This is a genomic window from Microbacterium sp. 10L49, from assembly GCF_056395125.1.
The window spans coordinates 427333-447497 of the sequence record NZ_JBFTIW010000002.1; the positions used below are offsets into that span (position 1 = coordinate 427333).

The window sequence follows — 20165 nt, forward strand, 5'->3', positions numbered from 1 at the left end:
CTCGGAGCGCTGGGTGACTCTCAGCGGCGCACTCACTCCTCGGGAAATTTCGCGCTGGTGAGCCGCAGCAGCGGACGTGCCTTGACCACGGTCTCGGCGTACTCGTCGTCGGGATCCGACAGCGAGACGATCGCGCCGCCGACGCCGTAGTCGATGCCCCCGTCGTGCACGACGAGGGTGCGGATGATGACGCTGAGATCCACGGCGCCGTCGAAGGAGAAGTACCCGAGCGCGCCACTGTACAGCCCGCGCGGGCCGCCCTCGAGCCCGTCCAGGATCGCCATGGTGCGCCGCTTCGGCGCGCCCGTCATGGAGCCGGGCGGGAAGGCGGCACGCACGCAGGCGACGGGCGTGTCCGCGAGACGGGAGCGCACCGTCGAGACGAGCTGATGCACGGTGGCGTAGCTCTCCACGCGGAACAGGCCGTCCACGCGCACGGATCCGAGTTCCGCCGTGCGTCCGAGATCGTGGCGGACGAGGTCCACGATCATCAGGTTCTCGGCGCGATCTTTCTCCGACGAAGCCAGTTCGGCGCGGATCCGCTCGTCCTCGTCCGCGTCCGCACCGCGCGGTCGGGTGCCCTTGATCGGACGGGACTCGACCGAGCCGTCCGTCGTGATCCGCAGGAACCGCTCGGGTGAGGTGCTCAGCACGCTCACCCCGCCGATGCGCAGGAACGCGCCGAACGGGGCCGGGTTCTGCGCGCGCAGTGCGAGATAGGCGGGGAGCGCATCGATGCGGACGTCCGCATGCAGCAGGTTGGTCAGACACGCCTCGTAGGTCTCCCCCGCCGAGATCTGCTCCTGCGCCTCGGCGATGAGCCGCAGGTACTCGGTGCGGGAGTGTCGCGCGGCGAGTAGGAGCGGCGCGGCAGACGGATCCGGATCCGGTCCGGTGACGTCGTCATCACTGGCGGACGATGCCGTCTCGATCTCCGCGATCCGCTCCGCCGTCCGGGTGAGCCAGGCCTCGTCGTCGAGGGCGAGCAGGTGGATCAGCCCCTCGCGGTGATCCACGACGACGGCACGATCGAGTCGGACCATGGCGGCGTCGGGCGTCGCAGCACGATGCCGGTGCGGGGATCCGCATTCGGCGCGCAGCTCGTAGCCGAGCGCACCGACCCAGCCCAGGGCGAACGGCAGATCGGCTCCCGCCGTGACGGTGCCCCCGAGCTCGGCGTCGAGCCAGTCGAAGAAGCCCGAGCGGATCGCGTTCTCGGTCTCGCCGTCGCGCACGGTCACGATGCCTGCGTGCACGTCGGCGAGCACCGTCGGCAGGTCGTCCCCGCCGCCCAGGATGGAGTACCGGGCGCGGTCGTCGCCGTCGCGGCCGCCGTCGAGCCAGACCGCCTGCGCCGCGTCGCCGAAGAGCCCGGTGAAGAGCGCCGCCGTGCCTATGCGCAAGGGCAGGGTGCGACGGAGCACGGGTCGGGGCGCAGGGCGCACCTGCTCCGTGGCGATCGGGCGCTCGCGCTCCGTCCCGTGCAGTCGTTCCTGCTCCCTCTCGTGCGGGCGGACCGCCGCATCAGCGAGTACCGTCGCACCGGTGTCGCCCCGCACCGCGTCCGCCCCGGGCGCGGGCAGCCGTTGCGCGAGAGTCGCCCGTGCGAACGCGACGAAGTTCGCCACCATGCGGGTGCCGTCGTGCGTGCCGATCGACTCGGGGTGGAACTGCACGCCCCACAGCGGCAGCTCGCGGTGCTGCACGCCCATGATCACGCCGTCGTCCGCGCGCGCCGTGACGACGATCTCGTCGGGCACCTCGTCGATCATGAGCGAGTGATAGCGCACCACTTCGACCGGCGACGGGAGTCCGCGGAAGGGTCCTGTGCCGTCGTGCGCGACCGGCGAGGGCCGGCCGTGCCGCGGTTCCGGCGCGCGTCGCACCCTGGCGCCGAAGGCGTGTCCGATGCCCTGATGCCCGAGGCAGACGCCGAGCAGCGGGATGCGACGCTCGGCCGCGATCCGGATCGCGTCGGCGCAGATCCCGAAGTCCTCCGGTACCCGGGGATCCCCCGGCCCGGGCGAGAGCACGATGGCGTCGTACTGATCGAGGACGGACGGTTCCCAGTCGGCCCAGTCGTTGTGCACGACGACCGGGGCCTGCCCCGCGACCGCCGCGATCTGGTGCACGAGGTTGTACGTGAAGGAGTCATAGTTGTCGATCAGCAGGATGCGCAGGGGCCCGGGCGCGCCGCGCTCCGCGCTCGGAGCAGCGCCGGCCTCCGTGCTCTCCGACTCCGCGCCCACCGGAGGCACCGGATCAGGGCGCGTCGCGCGGATCCGGCGCGGACGGGCGGCGCGACAGCCGCGTCAGCCGGGGTACGTCGGCCGTCGCGCCGGCGTCGGCGGGGACGATGATCTCCTGCGCGGCGGCGATGTCGCCGTCCGGCGTGCGGACTACCAGATCGCCCACCGGTGCGCGGCGCGAGAGGATCGCCAGGGCGATCGGCCCGAGTTCGCGGTGCCGCGCAGCAGAGGTGATGTGCCCGACCTCATCCTCGCCGGAGCCGTCGGCACCGCGTGCCAGGACGGGAGCACCCGCGGCGGGCAGAAGGCTCTCGCTGCCGTCCAGGTGCAGGGCCGCGATCCTCCGCGGCGGGTGACCGAGGTTGTGCACCTTCGCCACGGTCTCCTGACCCCGGTAGCAGCCCTTGTTCAGATGCACGGCGCTGCGGATCCAGTCGGTCTCGTGCGGGAGGGAGCGCTCGTCGACCTCGGCGGCCCAGCGGGGACGCCAGGCGGCGATGCGCAGGGCCTCCGCGGCGAGCGCACCGGCCCAGACGACCTCCGCGTCCGCGGCGAGCGCGCCGGCACCGGACTCATCGATCACCGCAGTGCGCCAGAGATAGCCGGAGCCGGGGTGCTCGCCGACGTGGTACTGGTGTCCGCCGGGCTGCACAGTCGGCCACGGATCGGTCCAGACCACGGCGGCACCGTGCGGGGCGATCGCAACGCGCTCGGCGCGCTGCTGGGCCCCGGAGCCGGCGAAGAACCCGACGACGAGCAGATCCGGACGCACGGCGACCTTCACGTCGGCGCGGAACACCATGCGCTGCAGCCAGGTGGCGAGAGCGTCGGCGTCGGCGGCATCGGCGATGAGCCACGTCGCGGAGCCGTCATCGAAGACCGCGGCCACATGCTCGACCCGTCCCTGCGGATCCAGCACGAGCAGCTCGGTGCTCTCCCCCGCCCGAAGACGCGCGACCGACTGCGAAGTGATCGAGTCGAGCCAGGTGAGCCGTTCGGATCCGGTCAGCTCGATGACAGTCCGATCGCCGAGCGGTGCGAGCGCGTCACCGCGCTCCAGCGCGCGCTGCTCGCGGATCGGATCTCCGAAGTGCTGCGCGATATCACCGTCCGCGATCACGCCGGGCAGAGAGGGGAAGCCTGCCACGATCAGACCTTCGCAAGACGGGCGGATGCGTGCGAGCGCAGCCCGGCGCCGAGCGCGGCGATGTCCCACGCCCACAGCAGGTGACCGTCGACCAGGCCGTACATGCGCGAGGCGGCGCCGTACTCCTTCGCGCCTTCGGCGCGCACGATCGCGTCGGTGGCGATGTCGATGCGGGGACCGTCGATGCGGCCGAGGTACAGCTCGAGCATGCCGTCCGAGTGCACGATGGACGCCTCGATCGCGAAGCCGCCCTCCGGCAGGCGCAGCGCCTCGACGTCATCCACCGTGCGCTGCGCGGTGCGCACCTCGCGGGGCGGCAGCAGCGCAGGACCCGGGTCGTGCGCGTCGGCCGGCCGCGTCAGGCGCCAGTATCCCGACTCAGCCACGAGCGCCACCGGTTCGCCGTCCTCCGGCGTGAAGGTCGCGGTAGCCGCGTAGTTCAGGAATGGTCCGCCGTCGTGGCTGAAGCTCACGCGGTGCGCGAACTCGCCACGGTAGTGGTGTGCGTCGTCGTCGCCGTCAGGTCCGGGGACTTCGTAGTCGATGACGCCGGTGCCTTCCCATACTCCGAGCAGCCACGAGAGCGGCACGATGTCGGCGGGCAGGTCGGAGGGGAGATCGAGCACGAGAAGCCTTCTCTCAGGAGATGTCGCGGGCCGGGCGCTGATCAGCGCTGGCCGCGGAACAGGTTGACCAGGACGGCCCCTGCGCAGAAGGCGATCGCGAGACCCGCGAGGACCAGGAGGCCGACGAAGAAAAGTTCGAGCGCGACGATGTCCATGCCTCTACTCTATGCCGTCCGCGGCCCTCGCAGCGCCGGGCGGCGCCGACACGGCACGCTGTCAGCTGCCGAACAGAGCGGCGATGCCGAAGCCCGCCGACACGATCCCCATCACGAGCAGCGCACCGAGACTCCCGGCCGAGACGCGAAGGATGAATCCCCGCGTCTCACCGCGGAACAGCTGCACGGCGAACGACAGCAGCACGCAGACGCCGAACCCGATCACGTACCAGGTCATCAGCAGAGCATCGGGCGCGAGCAGCCCGATCAGGATCGCGCCCACGGCGGCCGCGGCCCAGGTGACGACGAGCCCGACGAAGGGGCTGCGCGGAGCGAGGACGGGATCGGCCATGGGCCCATTGTCACCTATCCCGGCGATGCTCGCAGTCCTGAGTAAGGTGTCACCAGGAAAGGATCTGCGTGGCGCAACTGCTGGTGCTGACATCGTCTCCCGCTGCGGGGCCGGTTCTGCCCGCCCTCGAGCTGCTCGGCCATCGTGTCCGGGTGATCCCGGCGCAGCCCGCCGAGCTGGTGACCGCGCCCGATGCCGACGCCGTGATCGTGGACGCGCGCACCGACCTGGTCGCCGCGAAATCCCTGTGCACGCTGATCCGCACCACGGGCCTGCGCGGGCCGCTGCTGCTCGTGGTTACGGAGGGCGGGATGACCGCCGTGAACGGCGAATGGCGCATCGACGACGTACTGCTCACCGGCGCGGGCCCGGCCGAGATCGACGCCCGCATCCGTCTCGCCCTGTCCCGGGAGGCACCGGCGACGGAGCCCGTCAAGGTGCAGACCTCGGGCCTGACGATCGACGAGCAGTCCTATTCCGCCAAGCTCCGCGGCACCCCGCTGGATCTCACATACAAGGAGTTCCAGCTGCTGCACTTCCTCGCCACGCACCCCTCGCGGGTGTTCACGCGCGAGCAGCTGCTCAGCGAGGTATGGGGCTACGACTACTTCGGCGGCACCCGCACGGTCGATGTGCACGTGCGGCGGCTGCGCGCCAAGCTCGGCGACCAGGAGCACATCATCGGCACCGTGCGCAATGTCGGCTATCGCTTCAACGTCGATGAGGACGAGACGCGCCCCGTCTCCCCGGGCACCCGCTGAGCGGATCCCCGCCCAGGCCGGATCCGCCCGCGGGAGCGGATGGCGAATTCGGATCCCGATCCTGTTCACCTGCAGGCAACGTCCTGCTGCAATGATGGGGCGCATGATCGATCCCGCACTGGCAGACTCCGGACTCGGCGACGCCGAGGATGACGACTTCGACGAACTCGTCGCGCCGGACGACTCACTCCTCCCGGAGGACCGGTACCTCGACCGCGAGCTGAGCTGGCTCGCATTCAACCAGCGCGTGCTCGAGCTCGCCGAGGACGAGACCTTGCCTGTGCTCGAGCGAGCCAACTTCCTCGCGATCTTCGCGAGCAACCTGGACGAGTTCTTCATGGTGCGCGTCGCCGGCCTCAAGCGCCGCATCGTCACCGGCCTCGCCGTGCCCACCAACGTCGGCCGCGCCCCCGCCGACGTGCTGGCCGACATCTCGGCCGAAGCGCACAAGCTGCAGCTGCGCCATGCCGTCGCGTGGACCGGGCTGGTCCGCCCCGCACTGGCCGCCGAAGGCATCACCATCGTGGACTGGGACGACCTCGACGGCGAGGCCAAGGCCGAGCTGACGGACTACTTCCAGGCCAACGTCTTCCCCGTGCTGATGCCGCTCGCGGTGGACCCCGCACACCCGTTCCCGTACATCTCGGGCCTCTCACTCAATCTCGCGATCCGGATCCGCAACGCTCGCACCGGCCGGCAGGAGTTCGCGCGCCTGAAGGTGCCGCCCATGCTGCCGCGCTTCGTCGAGGTTCCCTCCGAGAACGGCCCGATGCGCTTCATCCGGCTCGAGGAGCTCATCGCCAACCACCTCGACGATCTCTTCCCCGGGATGGAGGTGCTCGACCACCACGCGTTCCGGCTCACCCGCAATGAGGACGTGGAGATCGAGGAGGACGAGTCGGAGAACCTCATCCAGGCGCTCGAGGCCGAGCTGCTGCGCCGCCGCTTCGGCCCGCCGATCCGCCTCGAGATCACCGACGACATGGACGATGTGACGCTCGACCTGCTGCTGAGCGAGCTCGACATCACCGATCAGGGGGTCTACCGTCTCCCCGGGCCGCTCGACCTGCGCGGTCTGTTCGGGCTCGGCCGGATCGACCGACCCGACCTGCGATACACGCCGCACGTTCCCACGACCGCGCTGGCGTTCAAGCCGGGCGCGAACGAGCGCATCGACATCTTCAAGGCGATCCGCAAGGCCGATGTGCTCGTGCACCACCCCTACGAGTCCTTCACGACGAGCGTCGTGGCGTTCCTCGAGCAGGCCGCCCGCGATCCGCACGTGCTCGCCATCAAGCAGACGCTGTACCGCACCTCGGGCGACAGCCCGATCGTGCAGGCCTTGATCGACGCCGCCGAGTCCGGCAAGCAGGTGCTCGCCCTCGTCGAGGTCAAGGCCCGCTTCGACGAGGCGAACAACATCGTCTGGGCGCGCAAGCTCGAGAAGGCCGGAGTGCACGTCGTGTACGGCCTGGTGGGCCTGAAGACGCACTGCAAGCTCGTCAACGTCATCCGCGAGGAGGACGGCGTGCTGCGCAGCTACAGCCACATCGGCACGGGCAACTACAACCCGAAGACCAGCCGGATCTACGAGGACTTCGGCCTGTTCACCGCCGATCCGCAGGTCGGCAAGGACCTCACCCGCCTGTTCAACGAGCTCAGCGGCTACGCGATCGAGAAGAAGTTCAAGCGCCTGCTCGTCGCGCCCCTGCACCTGCGCAAGGGCCTGCTGCGGCAGATCGAGAAGGAGCGCCAGAACGCTCTCGACGGCAAGCCGGCGCACATCCGCATCAAGGTGAACTCGATGGTGGACGAGCAGATCATCGACGCCCTCTACCGCGCGAGCGCCGACGGCGTGCCCGTGGACGTGTGGGTGCGCGGCATCTGCAGCCTGCGCACGGATCTGCCCGGCATCACCGACAACATCACAGTGCGCTCCATCCTCGGGCGCTACCTCGAGCACTCGCGCATCTTCGCGTTCCACAACGACGGCGATCCGCAGGTCTTCATCGGCAGCGCCGACATGATGCACCGCAACCTCGACCGTCGGGTCGAGGCGCTGGTGCGGGTCACCGACCCCGCGCACATCGAGGAACTGGTCGGGTTCTTCGACCTCGCGCTCTCGCCCGAGACGTCGTCGTGGCACCTGGGCGCCGAAGGCGAATGGACCCGGCGCGCCTTCTCCGAGGTTGGCGCACCGCTCATCGACCTGCAGGATAGGACCATGTCGCAGATCCAGAAGCGTCGTAGAGCACGGGCGGTGCGATGACCCCCAGCCCTACCGGCCCCTCGACCGCGACCGCGGACACCACCGGCATCACGATCGTCGCCGAGCGCCCCGATCGTGCCGTGTACGCGGCCGGCGGCCTGGTGTGGCGCGTCGTGGAGGCCAAGCTGCGGATCCTGCTGATCCACCGCACCAAGTACCGCGATGTGACGCTGCCCAAGGGCAAGGTGGATCCGGGCGAGATGCTCGCGGAGACAGCTGTGCGCGAGATCTTCGAGGAGACCGGGATCCGGGTCGCCCTGGGAGCTCCGGTGGGCGTGTCCCGGTACACGATGGCCAACCGCAAGCAGAAGGTCGTGCACTACTGGGCCGCGGAGGCGACGGAAGAGGCCGTCCGGGCATCGGTGTTCGTGCCGAACCGCGAGATCGCCGCCCTCGAGTGGGTGAGCGTCAAGAAGGCGCGCGCCCGGCTCAGCTACCCCGTCGACGTCGAGATCCTCGACGCGTTCGCCAAGCTCGTCGACGACGGCGCTCTCCGCACCTTCCCGCTCATCGTGCTCCGGCACGCGAAAGCGGCGAGCCGCAGCGTGTGGCTGGGATCCGACGCCTCACGGCCGCTGACTCCGCGAGGCCATGCGCAATCGAAGGCGATCGTGGGCCCGCTGCGCGCGTTCGGCGTGCAGAAGATCGTGTCCAGCGACGCGCGGCGCTGCGTCGAGACCGTCAAGCCTCTGGCGAAGTCGCTCGAGCTCAAGGTCACCAAGACGACGCTGCTCAGCCAGGACGCCTGGGACGAGGGCGAATCGGACCCGCGCACGGTGGTGGGCAAGCGCGTCCGCGCCGGCAAGCCCACCGTGCTCTGCAGCCACGGCCCCGTGCTGCCCGACATCCTCCGCGAGATCGCGCTGGCCACGGGCACCATGCACGGCTCCTACCTCGGCAGCGCCTCGGCACTCGAAGTCGGCGCGTTCAGCGTCGTGCATCTGAGCGCCACCAACCCCGGATCCGGCATCATCTCGATCGAGACGCACCTGCCGAAGATCTGAACGGGCGCCGACCGCCGTTCACCCCCCGTTTACCTTCGATCTTTGATCGCGTAACAGACGCCGCCTATCGTCTGGCGTGGCCCTGCACCGGGCACACTCGACACAGCGAAGGACTTACACCGTGAAGCTCAACCGCATCACCACGATCGGCGCGGCCGGCGCGCTCGCCGCGATCGCACTGGCGGGTTGTTCCGCAACGCCCAGCAGCACGAGCAGCGACTCCCCCTCTGCAGCGCCGACCTCGAGCGCGATCACCTCGAAGATCGACGCCTCGCTGACCGGTACCCTCACCGCGGGTGGCTCCAGCGCTCAGGCGAACGCGCAGGCCGCATGGACCGCCGCCTACAACGCCCAGGTCAAGGGCGTCACCATCAACTACGACAAGTCGCAGGGCTCGGGCGGTGGCGTCACCAACTTCCTCAGCGGCGCCTACGACTTCGCCGGATCCGACTCCCCGCTGAACGCGGACCAGACCACCCAGTCGCAGGCGCTGTGCACCGAGGGCGGCATCAACATCCCCGTCTACCTCGACGGCGTCGCCATCGCGTTCAACATCCCGGGTGTGACCGACCTCAAGCTCAGCGGCGAGACGATCGCCAAGATCTTCGCCCTGCAGATCACCGACTGGTCCGACGCAGCCATCACCAAGGACAACGGCAAGGCGCTCCCCGCCGGCAAGATCACCACGGTGGCGCGCTCGGACGGCTCCGGCACGACGGCGAACTTCACCAACTACCTCGCCGCCACGCAGAAGAGCGTCTGGACCTTCCCCGCGGGCAAGGACTGGCCGGTCGAGGGCGACGTCTCCAAGCAGAAGGGCGGCTCGGGCGTCGTGCAGGCCGTCGAGGCCGGCACCGGCACGATCGGCTACGCGGACCACTCCGCGATCGGCAAGCTCCCCAGCGTCTCGATCCTGCAGGACGGCAAGGCTGTTCCGTTCAGCGCCGAGGCCGTCTCGAAGACCTTCGAGGTCGCCGCGGTCGATGCCTCCAACGGCATCAAGGGCGACCTTTCGAAGAAGTTCGACTACTCGAAGCTGACCGCGGAGACCTACCCGATCCCGCTGGTCTCCTACGCCATCGCGTGCACGACCTTCAAGACGCCGGCGCAGGCCGCGCTCGTGAAGAGCTACATCGGCTTCGTCAGCAGCACGCTCGGCCAGCAGGTCGCCGCGAAGAACGCGGGTGCGGCACCGCTCCCGGACTCCGTCCTCAAGGCGGCTCAGGAGTCGCTCGCGACCATCAAGTAACCTTCAGGCCGGTCCGGGTCGGCTCTTCGGAGCCGACCCGGGCTGGGCTGGGCAGCCGACTCGCTCGGAGGCCCTGCCGAGTTTCCCGTGCTGGCCCGATCCCCTCTCCTGCCACTGGCCGGAGCACAAAGAAAGACGCGACACATGCGAGATCAAGAGTGGCATCGTGACTGACGTCGCGCAGCGTGAGGACGCGACCTCTGTCGCCGCCGTCGGACTGGTCGGCAAGCGTCGGGCGGGCGACCGATTCTTCCTGGGGCTGTCGACGACCGCCGCCGCCTCGATCATGGTGATCCTCGCCGGGGTCGCGATCTTCCTGATCCTCAAGGGCCTCCCCGCCATCACGGCGAACTGGGAGACCAATAGCGACCTCGCCGGCTATCAGAACAAGCACTGGGGCAGCTTCTGGAACTACGTCGCCCCGATGCTCTGGGGCAGCATCTGGTCGGGACTGATCGCACTCATCCTCGGCGCTCCCGTCGCGATCGGCATCGCCCTGTTCATCTCGCACTACGCACCGCGGCGGCTCGCCAGCGCCCTCGCCTACGTGGTCGACCTGCTCGCTGCCGTTCCGTCCATCGTGTTCGGTCTGTGGGGTGTCATCGTGATGCGCCCGTTCCTGCTGCCGCTCGCGGACTTCCTCAACCACTACTTCGGCTGGATCCCGCTCTTCGAGGGTCCTGTGTCGAGCACCGGCTCGACCATCCTCACCGGTGGCGTGGTCCTCGCCGTGATGATCCTGCCGATCATCACGGCGCTGACGCGCGAGATCTTCCTGCAGACGCCGCGGCTGAACGAGGAGGCCGCCCTCGCGCTCGGCGCGACGCGCTGGGAGATGATCAAGCTGGCCGTCTTCCCCTATGCGCGCAGCGGCATGGTCTCCGCGATCCTGCTCGGACTCGGACGGGCGCTCGGTGAGACGATGGCGATCGCGCTGATCATCTCGCCGTCGCTGCTGTTCTCGGTCAAGCTGCTCACCGACGGATACAACTCGCAGACGATCGCGGGAAACATCGCCCTGAACTTCCCGATCGCGACCGACGTGCAGCGCTCCGCCCTCATCGGCACGGGCCTGATGCTCTTCGTGGTGTCGCTCGCCGTCAACATGGTCGCGCGTGGCATCCTCGGCCGTTCCGAGCGCAAGGCGCGCACCTCGCCGAAGATTGGAAAGCGCGTATGACCGCCGTCAGTTCCGCCCCCGCGACGGCGCAGCCGCTGAGTCTCACCAGCGGTCAGCTGCCCCGCTGGATCGAACCCGTGCTCGCGATCGGCACGGCCGTCGTCGTGGCGGCCGTGCTCCTGGTGACCCAGCTGTTCAACCCTGCCGTGTGGCTCGTCCTCACCGCCGTGTTGTACCTCATCGCGATCAGCGTCGGATCCAGCATCGTCGAGGGTCGTCGCAAGGCCGTCGACCGCGTCGTGCGCGGGCTCGTGGTGTGCGCCTTCGTCCTCGCCGTGGCGCCGCTGATCTCTACGCTCTGGACCGTGGTGGCGCAGGGACTCAAGGTGGTGAACTGGGACTTCGTCACCAAAGTCGGCGGCACCATCTTCGACCCGAACACCCTCGCCGTGACGAACACCCCCGGCGCCCTGCAGGCCGTGGTCGGCACCCTCATCATCACCGGGATCGCCGCGCTGATCTCGGTGCCGATCGGGATCCTTGCCGCGGTGTACCTCACCGAGTATGCGCAGCCCAACAATCCGATGCGTCGCACGGTCACGTTCCTGGTCGACGTGATGACGGGCATCCCCTCGATCGTCGCCGGTCTGTTCGCGTTCTCGCTGATGGCCCTCATCGTCGGGCCGAAGGCGTTCAGCGGCTTCTCCGCCTCGATCGCGCTGTGCGTGCTGATGATCCCGATCGTGATCCGCTCCACCGAGGAGATGATCCGGCTCGTCCCGAACGAGTTGCGAGAGGCCTCCCTGGCCCTGGGCGTGCCGCGCGCGACGACCATCATCAAGGTGGTGCTGCGCACGGCCGCGAGCGGCATCGTGACCGGCGTCGTGCTGGCCGTGGCCCGCGTGATCGGCGAGACCGCGCCGATCTTCATCGCCGCGAGCTTCACCGACAACTTCAACGCGAACCCGTTCAACGGGCCGATGCAGACCCTCCCGGTCATGGCCTACACGGCCTACAGCTTCCCGGGCAAGGACATCGAGGCCTCGCAGGCGCAGGCGTGGGGCGCCGCCCTGCTGCTGGTCATCGTCGTCGTCATCTTCAATCTCATCGCTCGGATCGTCGCGAAGGCATTCGCGCCGAAGAGCCGCTAACTCAGGAAGGCACGCACCGTGTCCAAGAGCATCGAAGTCAACGATCTGAACGTCTTCTATAGCGACTTCCTCGCCGTCGAGGATGTGTCCATGAACATCGAGCCCCGCACCGTGACCGCCTTCATCGGCCCGTCGGGCTGCGGGAAGTCGACGTTCTTGCGGACCCTCAACCGGATGCACGAGGTGATCCCCGGCGCGACCGTGCAGGGCAGCGTCTACATCGACGGCGAGAACCTGTACGCTCCGGGCGTCGACCCGGTGCTGGTGCGCCGCCAGGTGGGCATGGTGTTCCAACGGCCCAACCCGTTCCCCACGATGTCGATCAAGGAGAACGTGCTCGCCGGCGTCCGCCTGAACAACAAGCGGATCTCGGCATCGGATGCGAACGACCTCGTGGAGAAGTCCCTGCGCGGTGCCAACCTGTGGAACGAGGTGAAGGATCGGCTCGACAAGCCGGGCGCAGGGCTGTCCGGCGGCCAGCAGCAGCGCCTGTGCATCGCGCGCACCATCGCCGTCTCCCCGCAGGTGGTGCTGATGGACGAGCCCTGCTCGGCGCTCGACCCCATCTCCACCTTCGCGATCGAAGAGCTCATCACCGAGCTCAAGAACGAGTTCACGATCGTGATCGTCACCCACAACATGCAGCAGGCCTCGCGCGTGAGCGACAAGACGGCCTTCTTCAACATCGCGGGCACCGGCAAGCCGGGCAAGCTCATCGAGTTCTCCGACACGGCGACCATCTTCACCTCGCCGAAGGAGCAGGCCACCGAGGACTACGTCTCCGGCCGCTTCGGATGATCCCGGGCTGATCCGTCCGGCATCCTCGATATCGGCGCGTTGGCTCGGCTCCCGCCCGCCGGGTTATCCTGGCCGACGACCGAGGGGGATCCACCGTGACGATGCGCCGCTTCGCGAGCCTCGCAGCGCTGACTGCCGCCTCGGCCCTCGCGCTCGCCGGCTGCGCGGGGCCGGGCGCCGGCGCTCCGGGCGTCACCGCGCCGGCGAGCTCACCGTCGGCGCCCGTCACGGGCGCCCTTCTGGGCGCGGGGTCTTCGGCACAGCAGGGTGCCATCGGGGCCTGGTCCGCACGCCTCACCGCTGCCCACCCCGATGCTCACGCGACCTTCGACGCCCGAGACTCCGGATCCGGTCGTCAGGCGTTCCGTGAGGGCCGGGCGTCCTTCGCGGGCTCGGACGTGCCGTTCACGACCGAGGAGGTCACGGCCGGTGGCTTCGCGGCATGCGCCAAGGGCTCCGAGACGGTCGAGATCCCCGCGTACGTCTCCCCGATCGCGATCGTCTTCACCCTCCGCGGGGTCGACTCCCTGAAGCTCGATCCGACGACCATCGCGGGCATCTTCACGGGCGCCATCACGAGATGGGACGACGCCGCGATCGTCGCGACCAACCCGAAGGCGAAGCTGCCCGCGACACCGATCACGCCCGTGCACCGCTCCGATGCGTCAGGCACCACCGCCAACTTCACCGACTACCTGGATCAGACCGCACCCGACGTCTGGACCGCCGGCAGCGTCGACAGCTGGCCGGCGGGCCTCCGCGGCGAGCCCGCCGAGAAGTCATCCGGCATCGCCCTCGCGGTGCGAGGAGGTGAAGGCAGGATCGGCTACGTCGACGCGTCAGCGGCCGAAGGACTGTCCTCCGTCATGATCAGAGTCGGCGATGACTGGGTGAAGCCTTCTGCCCAGGGCGCGAGCGCCGCACTGGATGCGGCAAGGATCGAACAGGGCCGCGCCCCCGGCGATCTGGCGACCAGGATCGATCGCGGAACCACCGCAGAAGGTGCTTATCCGGTGCTGCTGATCGGTTATCTCATCGGCTGCACCCGATATGAGAAGTCCGAGACCGCCGCGCTCGTGAAGGCCTTCTTCTCGATCGCCGTCTCGAATGAAGGGCAGAAGGCGGCTGCCGCTGCCACGGGCAGTGCGCCGATCTCCGACGAGCTGCGCACCAAGGCCCAGTTCGCGATCGACCTGATCGGCTAGCGCTGCCCGGCGAACCGCGGGTCGCCATGGACCCCGCGCTGCTCGCTCGGGGTCAGCGATACTCGGGGTTGGCGTCGTAGCCCCAGCGCTCCCCGTTGTTCCACGCCTGCCGCAGATTCCCGTATGCGGGGATGCCGCCGGCATCCTTGAGGCGGCGGGCCGTGTGCAGGAGATTCCAGGTCATGAACGTCGTATTCCGGTTGGTGAAGTCGCTCTCCGGTCCACCGGATCCGGGATCCAGATAGCTCGGTCCCGGCCCGATGGCAGCGATCCAGCCCGCATCCGCGGCAGGCGGGATGGTGAATCCGATGTGCTGCAGGCTGTACAGGATCGACATCGCGGCGTGCTTGACGCCGTCCTCGTTGCCGGTGATGATCGCGCCGCCCGTCTTGCCGTAGTAGACGTACTGGCCCTTGTCGTTGAAAAGGCCGCTCATCGCGTAGAGGCGTTCGATGAGCTTGCGGGTGATCGAGGCGTTGTCACCGAGCCACAGCGGCCCGCCCACCACCAGGATGTCGGCGGCATCGATCAGCGGCCAGATCGCATCCGGCCACGCGTCGCTCGCCCACCCGTGCTCGCGCATGTCAGGGTAGACCCCGGTCGCGACGTCGTGGTCGATGAAGCGGATGTCGTCGACGGTCACGCCCTGCGACCGCATCAGTGCGATGCTGCGATCCATCAGCCCCTGGGTGTGGCTGAGTTCCGGGCTGCGCTTCAACGTGCAGTTCACGAACACCGCACGAAGGTCGTCGTAGGCCGCGGGGGCGGCCGGCTGCTCTGCCATGTGGGCAGACTACGACCATCGCTCGCCGCGGAACAGTGCTGCGGGGAACGTCAGTCCCGCGCGGAAAGCAGATACGCGTTCAAGCCGTCGGTGAACGCGCGGTCGATCGCGAGCGGGCTGTCGTCGATCGCGGTGATCGGGGCGGCGAGGCGCACGCTGGAGACGAGCCAGGCCTGCTCCGCGGTGGCGAGGTCGGCCGTCGGCACCGTGGCGTACTCCGTGGCGAAGCCCTGCTGCTCGAGATGCGCGAACAGGCTGATCTGCGTGGTGCCCTGCAGGATGCCGCCGTGCGGCGCAGGCGTCACGAAGCGGTCGCCGAAGCGCAGGATGAGCGACGCCGTGGGCGCCTCCAGCACGACGCCGTCGGTGGTGATGAAGATCGCGTCGTCGGCGCCGCGATGGTGCGCCTCGCGCAGGGCTGCCATGTTCACCGCGTACGAGAGCGTCTTCGCGCCCAACAGCAGCCACGGAGAGCGTTCGGCGGCGGCGCTGTCATAACCGCGGTCGAGGGTGACCACGCGGATCCCCTCCGTGCGTGCCGCTACGAAGTCGCCTGCGGGGGCGGCGGTGACCCATGCCGTGGGCGCGGGCCCGTGGTCGACGCCCCGGCTCAGGATGAGCTTGATCACCCACTCCCCTGGGCCGCACTCGGCGGCTGCGATCGCGACCGCCTGACGCCACTGCTCGCGGTGAGGTTCGGGCAGGTCGCACAGCGCGGCCGAATGCGCCAGCCTCTGCACATGCGCCTCGACCTCCTGCGCGTGCCCGTCGACGACGCCGATCGACTCGAAGATGCCGTCGCCGCGCTGCGTGCTCAGCTCGCCCACGCTGAGCGCGGGCGCGCCCGGGTCGATCCGTCGGAAGCTGTCGCTGAAATCGGCCCGCTCCTCGTCGGTGGACTCGGCGGGGGTGATCAGCAGAGCGAAACGGGCGGCGGCCATAGGACGAGCTTAGGCCGTGCATCGTGTCCTGAGCCGTGACGCCGCAGGCGACGGATGACGTGATTCGCCGGACGCAGGGTGCGACGCGCCCGGGGTCTCGGCCGCCGGGAATACCTCCGGGTGCGACGCGTTACACTTGATCGGCCGGGCCGCATAACCCCGGGCTCCATTTTTCGCCGCTGCGAGCGGCCTTCCGCCGAGAGGCGTTCTTGCGGCCCGGCTTCTTCGTCTCCGGATCCGGTCCCTTCCGGGAGCGCGTCGAGGATCCGCTCAGTTCAGCGATCCGTCGCGCCAGGCGGCCGCGGAGGCGGTCAGGTCCTGCGCGAAGGCGCTGAGGCGTGCCGCGCGCGTGGTGAGGTCGCTCGCCCGATCCGGCTCGGTCGGGTCGTAGTCGTCGGCGATGTGCGTCGAGCCGGACGCCTGAACGCGGCAGAACGCCGCAGCGCGCTCGAGCGCGATCGCGAAGTCGCCGGAGAAGGCGCCGTGCAGGATGGTGTCGATGAGCGCGACGAGTTCATCGGGACCGGCCGGCACCGGCGCGCCAGCGACCAGGGCGTCGACGGAGGGCAGCTCGATGCGTCCGCGTTCGTGCAGGAGCGCGGCAAGAGGCGGATCAGCGTGGATCGACGCCTGCACCAGATACAGCCGCCACAGGGTTCCCGGCAGGGACACGGCGGGGCTCTTCGCCCAGAGCTCCGCGATCTCGTCGATGCCGTGCTCGGTCGCGTACGCCACGAGTCGCTCGGCACTCACACCACTGTCATCCGCGCGCACCCGCGCCAGGAGGGCCGACGCCGTGGCATGCGCCATGCGCGTCTGCTCGGCCGGGTCGTGGGGTCCGAGCAGGTTGTCGAGCGTCTCCGGCGAGACGCGGACGGGGCGGTGGAAGGGTGCGGGCACCGACCCAGGCTACGCGCGGTGTCCGGCTCGGGCACCCAGTCGCGACCGATAGACTCGGGAGCACGGGCCTCTAGCTCAGTTGGCAGAGCATCGGACTTCAACACAATAGGAGCGCCTCGGAGGAAACTCCGGGGATGACACCACTCAAAGTCGGGGAACCCTTCCTGGGAGACCAGTTGGCAATCCCGAGCCAAGCCGGACGCGAGTCCGGAAGGTGTAGAGACTGGACGGGTGGCACCTACAGCGCAAGCCAGGGTGAAGGGACAGTCCAGACCACGAACGCCCAGCGGGCGGCGGCGAAAGCCGAAGTGGCAGGTTAATCCGCGGGTCGTGGGTTCGAGCCCCACGGGGCCCACCGCAGCGAAAGGCCCGGTCATCACGACCGGGCCTTTCGCACGTCTGAGTTGTCCGTGACCGAGCGTATCGTGCAACTCATCACGCGAGGAGATATCGATGGACTCGGAGTCTGCACGTCCCGCCGCCGAGCTCAGCAAGCGCTGCGGCACATGCGGAACGATCAAGGCGCTCACGGACTTCAACCGAAAAGCCTCCCGTGCCGATGGACGTCAAGAGGTCTGCCGCGACTGCAATCGTGAGTCCTCTCGCCGGTACTTTCGAGAAAATCGCGACCAGCACATCGCTACGATCCGGGCGCGCACTCTGGCTCAACGCGCCGAGAACCGTGCGTTCATCGCGGACTATCTCATAGCGCATCCCTGTGTCGACTGCGGCGCGAGGGATCTGAGGATTCTGGATTTCGATCATCGCCCCGGCAGCGACAAACGGGACGCAGTCATGCAATTGGTGAGAAACGGGTTCAGCGCTGCAGCGCTCGTCGCCGAGATCGCGAAATGTGACGTTCGCTGCCGCAACTGTCACGCGATCGCCACGTATGAACGAATGGAATCGGATTGGCGCAGTGAGGCGATCGCGCGAGCAGCCGCCGGCTCCTGACCTTCAGGTCCGCTCTGCCGGAGCGACCGGTCACTCCGCGAGCGGCGCGCCCGCCTGACGCGCGAACAGGGCGATAGCGCGCTCGGCATCCGCGACGGAGATGCTGCCGCCGGCGACGATGTGCAGGCCGTAGGCGTCCTCGAGGGCGACGAAGTTCATCGCGATGTCCTCGACGGGCCCGGCCAGGTCGAAGTCGCCCGCTGTCACCCCCGCTTCCAGGATGCGGCGGTACAGGGCGAGCTGCTCGCCGTAGAGCCGCTGCACCAGCTCGTCGTGCAACGGCGACTTGCCCGCGAGCACGTCGAACTCGTAGAGCAGCCGCATGAGCGCATCATCCGGGCCGCTCGGCAGACCGGCGCGGACGGCGATCGCGAGCTGCTCGGCCGGACGCTCCGCATGTGCCACGAGCGCCTCGCGCTCCTCGCCGACCCGGCGCATGCCCGCGGCGTGCGCCTCGACGAGGATCGCGTCCAGGTCCTCGTAGTAGTACAGCAACGCGCCCCGGGTGACCCCGGCTTGGTTCGCGACATCCGTCAGCGAGAGATTGCGCAGCCCGTGCTCGGCGGCGGCGTCGAGCGCCGCATCGACCACCTCGCGGCGGCGCTGCGCCTGGGTGCTGGGGCGTGCCATGCAGCCAGTATCGCAGTCCCGCGGGCGGATCCGGATCCGATTCGAAGAGTTTCTTGACATTTGAGTGAATTAATTTACTCTTGAGTCAAAGAACTCTTTCTTCGCGCCTCAGCGCGCGCCCACCCCGAGACGCTGGAGCAACGACATGGCAGTCGACACCCTCTACACCGGCGGACGCGTCCGCACCTTCGATCCCGCGCAGCCCTGGGCCGAGGCCGTCGGCGTCACGGGCGACCGCATCACCTATGTGGGATCCGCCGCCGAAGCCCCCTCGGCGCGGCAGACCGTCCAGCTCGAGGGCCGCCTGGTCACCCCCGGCGTCGCCGACACTCACAACCACCTGCTACTCGGCTACGACGACCTCGCCGTCAGCCTCGACCAGGTGCAGAGCCTCGATGTGGTGCGCTCGCGTATCGCGGCGTTCGCCGAGGCGCACCCCGAGCTGGAGTGGATCTGCGCGGAGAACGCGCTCTACTCGGTGGTCGAGAACCGTCGCCCGAACGCCGACGACCTCGCAGGGGTCACCGACCGCCCCGTGTTCATCACGACCTACGATCAGCACTCGGTCTGGCTGAATCGTCCCGCGCTCGCCAAGCTCGGCATCCTGAACGGTGGCGACATCGCCTGGGGGAACCCCGAGATGGACCGGACCACCGGCGAGCCGACCGGCTGGGTCTTCGACTTCTACACCAGCGCGATGACCGTGGACGGGCTCGCAGAGCTGCAGCGCGACATCCCGATGTACTCCCCCGATCGCCGCTATCGCAAGATCGTGAACAGCCTGGAGATGGCCCGGCGCTTCGGTATCACGACCGTGGTCGAGCCGCAGGTCCCGCTTGCGGAGCTGCCGCTGTTCGATCGCGCCGAGCGCGAGGGCAAACTGACGTCGCGCACCATCGCCGCGATCTACCACCCCGTCGGCGCCGACGGCGACTTCCGCACCCGCATCACCGAGGCGATCCGGGAGACGCCGCAGCACGAGCGATTCCGGCTGGGCGCCGTCAAGCTCTACGCCGACGACGTGATCGAGCCGCACACCGCCGCGATGCTCGAGGATTACGCGAATCGCCCCGGTCACCGCGGGCACACCAGCCTCGAGCCGACCGAGTTCACGAAGCTGTTCATCGAGCTCGACCGCCTCGGCTATCAGGTGCACACCCACGCCACCGGCGATTGGGGGATCCGGCTGACGCTGGACTCGATCGAGGCCGCCCAGCGGGCGAACGGCGCGCGCGACGCCCGCCACGGCATCGTGCATGTGGAGTGCCTGTCCCCGGACGACCTCCCGCGCTTCCGCGAGCTCGGGGTGGTCGCGGCGATGCAGCCGCGGCACGCCTCTCCCGACCTCGTCGCCGGCACATGGATGGAGAACGTCGGAGAGGCACGCTGGGACCGCGCCTGGCGCTTCCGCTCCATGATCGAGTCAGGCGCCAGGGTCACGTTCTCCAGCGACTGGCAGGTGGGCGAGATGGATCCGCTCGTCGGCATCTACAGCGCGATGACCCGCGCCCGCCTCGACGGCGGCGACCCCTGGACCCAGGGCGAGCGCCTCGACCTGGACCGCACCCTGGAGGCCTACACCAAGGGCGGGGCGGGAGCGTTCCACCACGAGGACACCCTCGGAATGCTCCGCACCGGATACCTCGCCGACCTCGTGGTGTGGTCGGGCGACCTCTACGCCATGGAGCCCGCGGAGATCCTCGCCCAGCACGCCGACCTCACCGTCGTGGGCGGCACCGCAGTGCACGACCATCGCGGCGAGCTCGGCGGAGCCGCAGCCCCGGCGACGGTCCAGGACCCGGGCGGGGCCGGACAGAGCTGCACCGAACCCGCCGCCGACCACCACTGCCACTCCCACAACGACTGAGGA

Annotated in this window: 18 protein-coding genes; 10 read left to right on the plus strand and 8 right to left on the minus strand. The window is 69.0% G+C overall.

What is annotated here, in order from left to right; all coding sequences use genetic code 11:
• Positions 1-32 precede the first annotated feature (32 nt).
• The 4 genes from pabB to AC1DCT_RS06530 all read right to left on the minus strand — a co-directional run bounded on the left by pabB (position 33) and on the right by AC1DCT_RS06530 (position 4529).
• Entirely contained in the window at positions 33-2249 is a 2217-nt protein-coding gene (gene pabB / locus AC1DCT_RS06515) for an aminodeoxychorismate synthase component I (protein WP_477428107.1), read from the minus strand.
• A gap of 13 nt (positions 2250-2262) precedes the next feature.
• Positions 2263-3396, minus strand: a complete 1134-nt coding sequence (ygfZ, locus tag AC1DCT_RS06520) for a CAF17-like 4Fe-4S cluster assembly/insertion protein YgfZ (RefSeq protein ID WP_477428109.1) — start codon at positions 3394-3396, stop codon at positions 2263-2265.
• A 2-nt stretch (positions 3397-3398) separates the two neighbouring features.
• Positions 3399-4022: a nitrobindin family protein gene (locus AC1DCT_RS06525; protein WP_477428111.1), complete on the minus strand. Its 624-nt coding sequence runs from the start codon at positions 4020-4022 to the stop codon at positions 3399-3401.
• 216 nt (positions 4023-4238) lie between these two features.
• Positions 4239-4529 (minus strand): hypothetical protein, encoded by a 291-nt coding sequence (locus AC1DCT_RS06530; RefSeq protein WP_440733769.1) that lies wholly within the window; start codon positions 4527-4529, stop codon positions 4239-4241.
• 68 nt (positions 4530-4597) lie between these two features.
• On the opposite strand from AC1DCT_RS06530, the gene AC1DCT_RS06535 reads away from it, so the two are divergent.
• From AC1DCT_RS06535 to AC1DCT_RS06570, 8 genes are all read left to right on the plus strand, one after another.
• A complete protein-coding gene (locus AC1DCT_RS06535) occupies positions 4598-5290 on the plus strand; it encodes a winged helix-turn-helix transcriptional regulator (protein ID WP_440733770.1) in 693 nt (230 codons plus the stop codon).
• Positions 5291-5393: 103 nt separating this feature from the next.
• Positions 5394-7559 (plus strand): RNA degradosome polyphosphate kinase, encoded by a 2166-nt coding sequence (locus AC1DCT_RS06540; protein WP_477428113.1) that lies wholly within the window; start codon positions 5394-5396, stop codon positions 7557-7559.
• Complete coding sequence (locus AC1DCT_RS06545) at positions 7556-8563, plus strand: NUDIX hydrolase (RefSeq protein ID WP_477428115.1); 1008 nt, start codon at positions 7556-7558, stop codon at positions 8561-8563. Before AC1DCT_RS06540 ends, AC1DCT_RS06545 begins: the two co-directional genes overlap by 4 nt.
• A gap of 121 nt (positions 8564-8684) precedes the next feature.
• Entirely contained in the window at positions 8685-9812 is a 1128-nt protein-coding gene (locus tag AC1DCT_RS06550; RefSeq protein WP_477428117.1) for a phosphate ABC transporter substrate-binding protein PstS, read from the plus strand.
• A 166-nt stretch (positions 9813-9978) separates the two neighbouring features.
• On the plus strand, positions 9979-10992 hold the full coding sequence (pstC, locus tag AC1DCT_RS06555) for a phosphate ABC transporter permease subunit PstC (RefSeq protein WP_477428119.1): 1014 nt from the start codon (positions 9979-9981) through the stop codon (positions 10990-10992).
• Entirely contained in the window at positions 10989-12083 is a 1095-nt protein-coding gene (gene pstA / locus AC1DCT_RS06560; RefSeq protein WP_440733775.1) for a phosphate ABC transporter permease PstA, read from the plus strand. Before pstC ends, pstA begins: the two co-directional genes overlap by 4 nt.
• A gap of 18 nt (positions 12084-12101) precedes the next feature.
• Complete coding sequence (pstB, locus tag AC1DCT_RS06565) at positions 12102-12881, plus strand: phosphate ABC transporter ATP-binding protein PstB (RefSeq protein ID WP_440733776.1); 780 nt, start codon at positions 12102-12104, stop codon at positions 12879-12881.
• A gap of 101 nt (positions 12882-12982) precedes the next feature.
• Complete coding sequence (locus tag AC1DCT_RS06570; protein ID WP_477428438.1) at positions 12983-14086, plus strand: phosphate ABC transporter substrate-binding protein PstS; 1104 nt, start codon at positions 12983-12985, stop codon at positions 14084-14086.
• A 52-nt stretch (positions 14087-14138) separates the two neighbouring features.
• Here AC1DCT_RS06570 and AC1DCT_RS06575 read toward each other — a convergent pair whose 3' ends face one another.
• From AC1DCT_RS06575 to AC1DCT_RS06585, 3 genes are all read right to left on the minus strand, one after another.
• A complete protein-coding gene (locus tag AC1DCT_RS06575) occupies positions 14139-14870 on the minus strand; it encodes a flavodoxin family protein (protein WP_477428121.1) in 732 nt (243 codons plus the stop codon).
• Positions 14871-14920: 50 nt separating this feature from the next.
• Positions 14921-15811: an aminodeoxychorismate lyase gene (locus tag AC1DCT_RS06580; RefSeq protein ID WP_477428123.1), complete on the minus strand. Its 891-nt coding sequence runs from the start codon at positions 15809-15811 to the stop codon at positions 14921-14923.
• Positions 15812-16081: 270 nt separating this feature from the next.
• Positions 16082-16711: a DNA-directed RNA polymerase subunit beta gene (locus AC1DCT_RS06585; protein WP_477428125.1), complete on the minus strand. Its 630-nt coding sequence runs from the start codon at positions 16709-16711 to the stop codon at positions 16082-16084.
• Between the two features lie 453 nt (positions 16712-17164).
• On the opposite strand from AC1DCT_RS06585, the gene AC1DCT_RS06590 reads away from it, so the two are divergent.
• Entirely contained in the window at positions 17165-17665 is a 501-nt protein-coding gene (locus AC1DCT_RS06590) for a hypothetical protein (protein WP_441977663.1), read from the plus strand.
• A 30-nt stretch (positions 17666-17695) separates the two neighbouring features.
• Here AC1DCT_RS06590 and AC1DCT_RS06595 read toward each other — a convergent pair whose 3' ends face one another.
• Positions 17696-18295: a TetR/AcrR family transcriptional regulator gene (locus AC1DCT_RS06595; protein WP_477229545.1), complete on the minus strand. Its 600-nt coding sequence runs from the start codon at positions 18293-18295 to the stop codon at positions 17696-17698.
• 145 nt (positions 18296-18440) lie between these two features.
• Between AC1DCT_RS06595 and AC1DCT_RS06600 the strand changes: the two genes are divergently transcribed.
• A complete protein-coding gene (locus AC1DCT_RS06600) occupies positions 18441-20162 on the plus strand; it encodes an amidohydrolase (RefSeq protein ID WP_477428127.1) in 1722 nt (573 codons plus the stop codon).
• Positions 20163-20165: the final 3 nt, after the last annotated feature.

Excerpts from the sequence above, each read along its gene's own strand:
- AC1DCT_RS06530 (WP_440733769.1), bottom strand. The coding sequence starts at position 4,529 with ATGGCCGATCCCGTCCTCGCTCCGCGCAGCCCCTTCGTCGGGCTCGTC.
- AC1DCT_RS06540 (WP_477428113.1), top strand. The coding sequence starts at position 5,394 with ATGATCGATCCCGCACTGGCAGACTCCGGACTCGGCGACGCCGAGGAT.
- AC1DCT_RS06545 (WP_477428115.1), top strand. The coding sequence starts at position 7,556 with ATGACCCCCAGCCCTACCGGCCCCTCGACCGCGACCGCGGACACCACC.
- pstA (WP_440733775.1), top strand. The coding sequence starts at position 10,989 with ATGACCGCCGTCAGTTCCGCCCCCGCGACGGCGCAGCCGCTGAGTCTC.
- AC1DCT_RS06570 (WP_477428438.1), top strand. The coding sequence starts at position 12,983 with ATGCGCCGCTTCGCGAGCCTCGCAGCGCTGACTGCCGCCTCGGCCCTC.
- AC1DCT_RS06575 (WP_477428121.1), bottom strand. The coding sequence starts at position 14,870 with ATGGCAGAGCAGCCGGCCGCCCCCGCGGCCTACGACGACCTTCGTGCG.
- AC1DCT_RS06580 (WP_477428123.1), bottom strand. The coding sequence starts at position 15,811 with ATGGCCGCCGCCCGTTTCGCTCTGCTGATCACCCCCGCCGAGTCCACC.
- AC1DCT_RS06590 (WP_441977663.1), top strand. The coding sequence starts at position 17,165 with ATGGACTCGGAGTCTGCACGTCCCGCCGCCGAGCTCAGCAAGCGCTGC.
- AC1DCT_RS06595 (WP_477229545.1), bottom strand. The coding sequence starts at position 18,295 with ATGGCACGCCCCAGCACCCAGGCGCAGCGCCGCCGCGAGGTGGTCGAT.
- AC1DCT_RS06600 (WP_477428127.1), top strand. The coding sequence starts at position 18,441 with ATGGCAGTCGACACCCTCTACACCGGCGGACGCGTCCGCACCTTCGAT.